We start from the raw sequence: 5,212 nt of genomic DNA, 5'->3' as shown, positions 1-5,212 counted from the left end.
TTAAACTTGTTCATGCCTAAGGCTTCAGCAGCCATCATCTGACCGCTTTTAATCGATTGGATAGCTCCTCTGATATATTCAGAATGATATGCTCCGCTGCAAAGGATAAAACCTATTGTAGCTGCAACAAAAGGCGAAAAGAAAATACCTATAGAGGGAAGCCCAAAATAGAGAATAAAAAGTTGTACTAATAAGGGGATACCTCTAAAAAATATTGTATAAATAGCACAAAGAGAAGAAATAATTTTATTTCCATATGCTCGCCCCACTGCTATCAGAATACCTAAAATTAAGCCTAAAGGAATAGATAAAACTATTAATTCAATAGTAACAATGACTCCTTTTAATAGAGGAGGTAAAAGAATATCCCGAATAAAAATCAAATCAATCATCTTTTTTCTACCGACTTTCCATAAAGTTCAGTTATTTTACAAAGAAATTTTTTGGTTCGCTCATGATCAGGATTAGTAAAAAGTTTATAAGGGGAACCCTGGTCTATTATTCTTCCACCTTCTACAAATATTACTTCATTTGCTACTGAACGAGCAAAACCCATTTCATGGGTTACCACTACCATAGTCATTCCACTAAGAGCTAATTTTTTTATTACCTCTAACACTTCTCCAATTAGCTCAGGGTCAAGGGCAGAAGTAGGTTCATCAAAAAGCATTACCTTAGGATCCATAGCTAATGCTCTGGCTATAGATACTCTTTGTTTTTGTCCACCGGAAAGTTGTGCCGGATATAAATTGGCTTGTTCTTCCAAACCAACTTGTCTTAATTCTTCTATTGCTTTTTCTTTAGCCTCTTTTTTATCTATCTTTTTTACTTTAACTAAACCTATTTCCACATTTTTCAAAGCAGTTAAATGATCAAATAAATTAAAATCCTGAAAAACCATACCCATCTTTTGGCGAAACTGATTAATATTTTTCTTAGTATGAGTTACTTCCTCATTTTCTAACCAGACTCGACCACTATCCGGTATAGTTAATTGATTTATACATCGAAGAAGGGTGCTTTTACCACTTCCCGAAGGACCAATAATAACTTTAGTCTCCCCTTTTTTAATCTCAAAGGAAATTCCTTTTAATATCTCTTCTTTTCCGTATCTTTTATGTATATCTTCTACACGTAATACAATAATATCTTTATCCTTCTGCATCTTGTTTAAATTTCACCTCTCCTCTCTCCGTAACCAGGGATTTTTACTTTATTTTCTAAAAGATCAAGAACTTTTACTCCGCCGTAAGTTAAAATAAGAAAAATTACCGCACAGGTAAGATAAATAGGCATAGGTTTATAAGTGCGAACAGCAATAAAACTTCCTCGAGTTATTATCTCTATTAATCCGATAGCATAAGTTACAGCTGAATCTTTTAAGATAATCGAATATTCATTTGACCATCCCGGAATAGAAATTCGCAAAGTTTGAGGTAAGATAATATTCCAGATAGCTTGAATTTTACTCATCCCCAAAGACCTAGCGGCTAACATCTGTCCCTCACCTATTGATTGGATACTTCCTCGAAATATTTGAGATTGATAAGCAGCGCTTCGGAAACCTAAGACTAAAATAGCAGCAGTAAGAGCCGTTAAATTAAATCCTAAAAACATAAATAGTCCGAAATAAAAAAGAAAAAGAAGTACTAAGACGGGAATCCCTCGGAAGAACCAGACATAAAACGAAATTAAACCAGCAATGTACTTATTACCATAAACCTGGCCTATGGCCATAGGAATCCCTATTATAAACCCTAAACCTAAAGCTCCTCCTATTAGTTTAAGAGTTACTATAGATCCCTTTAGTAGATAAGGAAGAGATTGATAAATTAATAAAAGGTTTTCTGTCATTCTTACTCCTAAAAAATCTATTTTTATTTTTTATAATCCATTTATAATACTTCAATATAAATTTTAAAAATCCTGTTTTATTTTCACGAAATTATAAAAAATTTAGATTAATTTTCTTTATATAATAAATCCTCGTTTTAAATCTTTTTAAGTCGTAAATAATAACATTCGTAAAACTTCAAAATAATCGTCCGATTCAAATACTACATTAGTAGAAGAAAGTTGTTTCATTCCGGGGTAAAAAGATGCTTTAAAGGCTCTCCCATGATTTCTAAATGATAGTTCTATTTTAAAATGATCCGGGAACTTAACTTTACATTTATTGATATCTCCTTTTAATGCGAACTCTACTCCTTCTTTAATCTTTTTTGTGGCAAGTTGGGGATGAATGCTAATTACTGAATTACCCACCCCTTTATTTACCGCCACAGTCTTGATGTTTTTATTGACTTTATTCACTTCTTTGCAAATCCCTTCATCTCCACTCACAAAAACTACCGGTACCTCTACCATCGCCGCAATATAACTATGGATTAAGAATTCACTGGCAAATTCTCCGTTTAGTTTAATATAATTAAGACGATTAGGGTTTAAAGTATGAGATAAAGGATTGGCATTGGAACTACCGAAAGAATGATAACCAATCATTAATAAAGCATCAAATGATTCGTCCAATTCTTGAACCATTAAAAAAGGGTGTTCACTCCAACCCCGTACCAGTCTAATTATTTCCGGGAGATCAACTGCGATAATATTTCTTCCACTGCCATGGGCATCTTTAATCCAAATCTCTTCTACCCCCGCATTCACTGCCCCTTCACATGCCGCTTTAACCTCGTCAGTCATCTGCTGGGCAAATTTTTGATAATCAGATTTTGACTTTTCAGTTTCATCCCAATGGGTAATACCGGTAACTCCTTCGATATCAGCACTTATATATATTTTCATATCTCTCTCCTCTACTATTAATTAAGTTTACTAAAATATTAATTAATATTAACAAATATCTAAACTTATCTAATAATTTTTATGGTCCTTTTCTTGCCCTAAATACCATTTCCATAAGGGAGTATAATTTATTTTTTTACCCTTAATATTTTCTTCTGCCTCATAATCATCAGTAATAATTAAACCTTTTTTAAGATTGAATTCCTTCATAGCCTTAAGTAAAGCTCTAATTTCTCTATTTTTTGTTTCCGGTCTATCTACTTCCCAACAAACCTGAATAAGTTGCTTGACTTTTAAATTCTCCTTTATTATAAAATCTACTTCTATATTATTAACATCTTTCCAATAAAACAATTCTAAATTAGGATCAAAGATTTCTTTTCTTTTTAATTCTAAAAATACTAAATTTTCGGCGAGTCTCCCGATATTTTGACTAAATCTAAAACCTATGGTATTTGCTAAACCAACATCTACTGCATAAACTTTTCTTGGACTCTTTTCTTGTTCTTTAATCTTATAGGAAAACCTTTTAAGAAAGAATAAAATAAAAGTATCTTCCAGATAATGAGAAAATTTTTCCACCGTGTCAGCTGAAATATTTAATGATCTTTCCAGGGAATTAAAAGTAATCAATGAAGAGATATTGCTCAGATAAAACTTAGCCAGAGAAATTAATTCCTCACTCTTTCGTATTTTAAATCTTCTGATAAGATCTTTATTTAATATATCTTCAAAATAAGTTAATAGAATCTGTCTTTTTTCCCCTCCTAAGACCACCTCGGGAAAAGAACCAAATTCAATATACTCTTTCAAGAATCTTTTAATCTCTATCTCTTTATTCACCATTTCAAATTTGTCTGATAAATCTATATTTTTAAAGGCTAGATACTCTTTAAAAGAAAGAGGAAAGATAACTAAATCTAAATGTCTTCCGGTAAGCAAAGTAGATAATTCCCTACTCAACAGCTTAGCATTCGAACCGGATATAACAATTTTTGCTTTATCTAATTCATGAATTGTTCTTACCCATCTTTCCCAATCTTTTACTTCCTGAATTTCATCGAGAAAAAGATAGGGTTTTTCTTGGGGATTTAAAAATTCTAAATAGACTTCATAAGCTTTTTGCAAAGTTTTTGTATCTAATTCTACAAAACGGGGATCTTCAAAATTAATAATTAATATATCTTTCTGGTTAATATCTTCTTTTATTAGTTCCTTGGCTATCTGTTTCATTATAAAAGATTTTCCACTTCTCCTTGCTCCAGTAATTACAATAATATGAGAGCTTTTTTGAAAATCTCTAATTTTATTAAGATAATAGGGACGGCTAATTCCTGTATTTAAATCCCTTCCCCAAAAATTCCAATCTTTTAATATTTTAATTATTTCATTTTTATCCATTATTTCCTCTTATATTAGGTATAAATATATTTTTTTACCTATTATTACCGATATTATAGTACAATAATCTCTCTTTTATGTCAACTGGTAGAAAAGCATGGCTATCGGCTATCCAGTTTTCAGGGTCAGGCTTCACAAATTCTAAATGCGAAAAAACGTTCTTTACAAAAAGTAAAAAAAGTTACCAAGTTTTTGAGCTATTACAACCATTCCCTGTCGCATTCAGAATAAAATGGCCTGTCTGCGTGCAGGTTCGCACAGGCAGGCACGCACAGGCAAAGATGTGTCCCTATTTTTCCATCAAGAGCTGCAAGATAAAATTGCATCTTACCTACATACTCAGGCTTGAATTCACTTATTTTAAGCTCGATTGGGATAAGACATTTGAGTTCTCTACGGAAAAAGAGCAAATCAATTCAGGATACTTCATTTTCAAATCCTGGGATAGTTTTTCCACTACCCCCTCGCCCCATTTGCTTTTTTCTTGTAGATTCACAAGTGTCTCACCAATGAACCAATAAAGTTCAATCAATAATTTATTTACAGTAGTAATGGCTTGGTGTTTGCTCTCTTCGATTTTCTTAATGACTGAAGAAAGCGTTTTTTCGTAATCCTGATTCTGTTTTTTTAAATCTATTTCTCTCCTTTCTACTTCCTCAACTTATATATTTCAAAAGGCAATTGGTAATACCGGTAACTCCTTCGATAGCAGCACTTATATATATTTTCATAACAGTTCTCCTTTAAACATTATTTTCGTTCGATACTACTATCAATCATCATATTAGAATTATAGTATAAATTCCTCTTTTTTAAAAATAATTCTTAAATGAATTTTCATTTTAGAATAATTTTTACCTTTTATGTTATGATTATTTCCCAAAAAGCCAAAAATATTTTCAACAGACTTCGTCTCGTATTGCGTATCGCGTTGGAAATAAGATTAGTTATAATTATGTTGTAGGGGTTCGATTTATCGAACCCGTAAATAAGCGGGTCGGATAAATCC

At 31.9% G+C, this 5,212-nt stretch carries 6 protein-coding genes and 1 pseudogene; all 7 read right to left on the bottom strand.

What is annotated here, in order from left to right; translation table 11 throughout:
- A partial coding sequence (locus tag COZ07_RS03110) for an ABC transporter permease subunit (RefSeq protein ID WP_406607126.1) occupies positions 1 to 392 on the bottom strand: 392 nt, incomplete at its 3' end.
- On the bottom strand, positions 389 to 1,165 hold the full coding sequence (locus COZ07_RS03105) for an amino acid ABC transporter ATP-binding protein (protein WP_406607125.1): 777 nt from the start codon (positions 1,163 to 1,165) through the stop codon (positions 389 to 391). The genes COZ07_RS03105 and COZ07_RS03110, both read right to left, overlap by 4 nt.
- A 5-nt stretch (positions 1,166 to 1,170) precedes the next feature.
- On the bottom strand, positions 1,171 to 1,854 hold the full coding sequence (locus COZ07_RS03100) for an amino acid ABC transporter permease (protein WP_406607124.1): 684 nt from the start codon (positions 1,852 to 1,854) through the stop codon (positions 1,171 to 1,173).
- Between the two features lie 147 nt (positions 1,855 to 2,001).
- The gene (locus tag COZ07_RS03095) at positions 2,002 to 2,802 is read right to left on the bottom strand and encodes a M55 family metallopeptidase (RefSeq protein ID WP_406607123.1); all 801 of its coding nucleotides are present in this window, start codon (positions 2,800 to 2,802) and stop codon (positions 2,002 to 2,004) included.
- Between the two features lie 69 nt (positions 2,803 to 2,871).
- The gene (locus COZ07_RS03090) at positions 2,872 to 4,203 is read right to left on the bottom strand and encodes an ATP-binding protein (RefSeq protein WP_406607122.1); all 1,332 of its coding nucleotides are present in this window, start codon (positions 4,201 to 4,203) and stop codon (positions 2,872 to 2,874) included.
- Positions 4,204 to 4,493: 290 nt separating this feature from the next.
- A pseudogene (locus COZ07_RS03085) lies at positions 4,494 to 4,619 on the bottom strand (PDDEXK nuclease domain-containing protein); the annotation flags it as partial.
- Complete coding sequence (locus COZ07_RS03080; RefSeq protein WP_406607121.1) at positions 4,559 to 4,735, bottom strand: DUF1016 N-terminal domain-containing protein; 177 nt, start codon at positions 4,733 to 4,735, stop codon at positions 4,559 to 4,561. The pseudogene COZ07_RS03085 and the gene COZ07_RS03080, both read right to left, overlap by 61 nt.
- Positions 4,736 to 5,212: the final 477 nt, after the last annotated feature.

Origin of the sequence: Candidatus Infernicultor aquiphilus (genome assembly GCF_002784285.1) — a bacterium.
GTDB lineage: Bacteria > Atribacterota > Phoenicimicrobiia > Phoenicimicrobiales > Phoenicimicrobiaceae > Infernicultor > Infernicultor aquiphilus.
The sequence above is the reverse complement of the archived record's forward strand: the minus strand, read 5'-3'. Positions and strand labels throughout refer to the sequence as shown.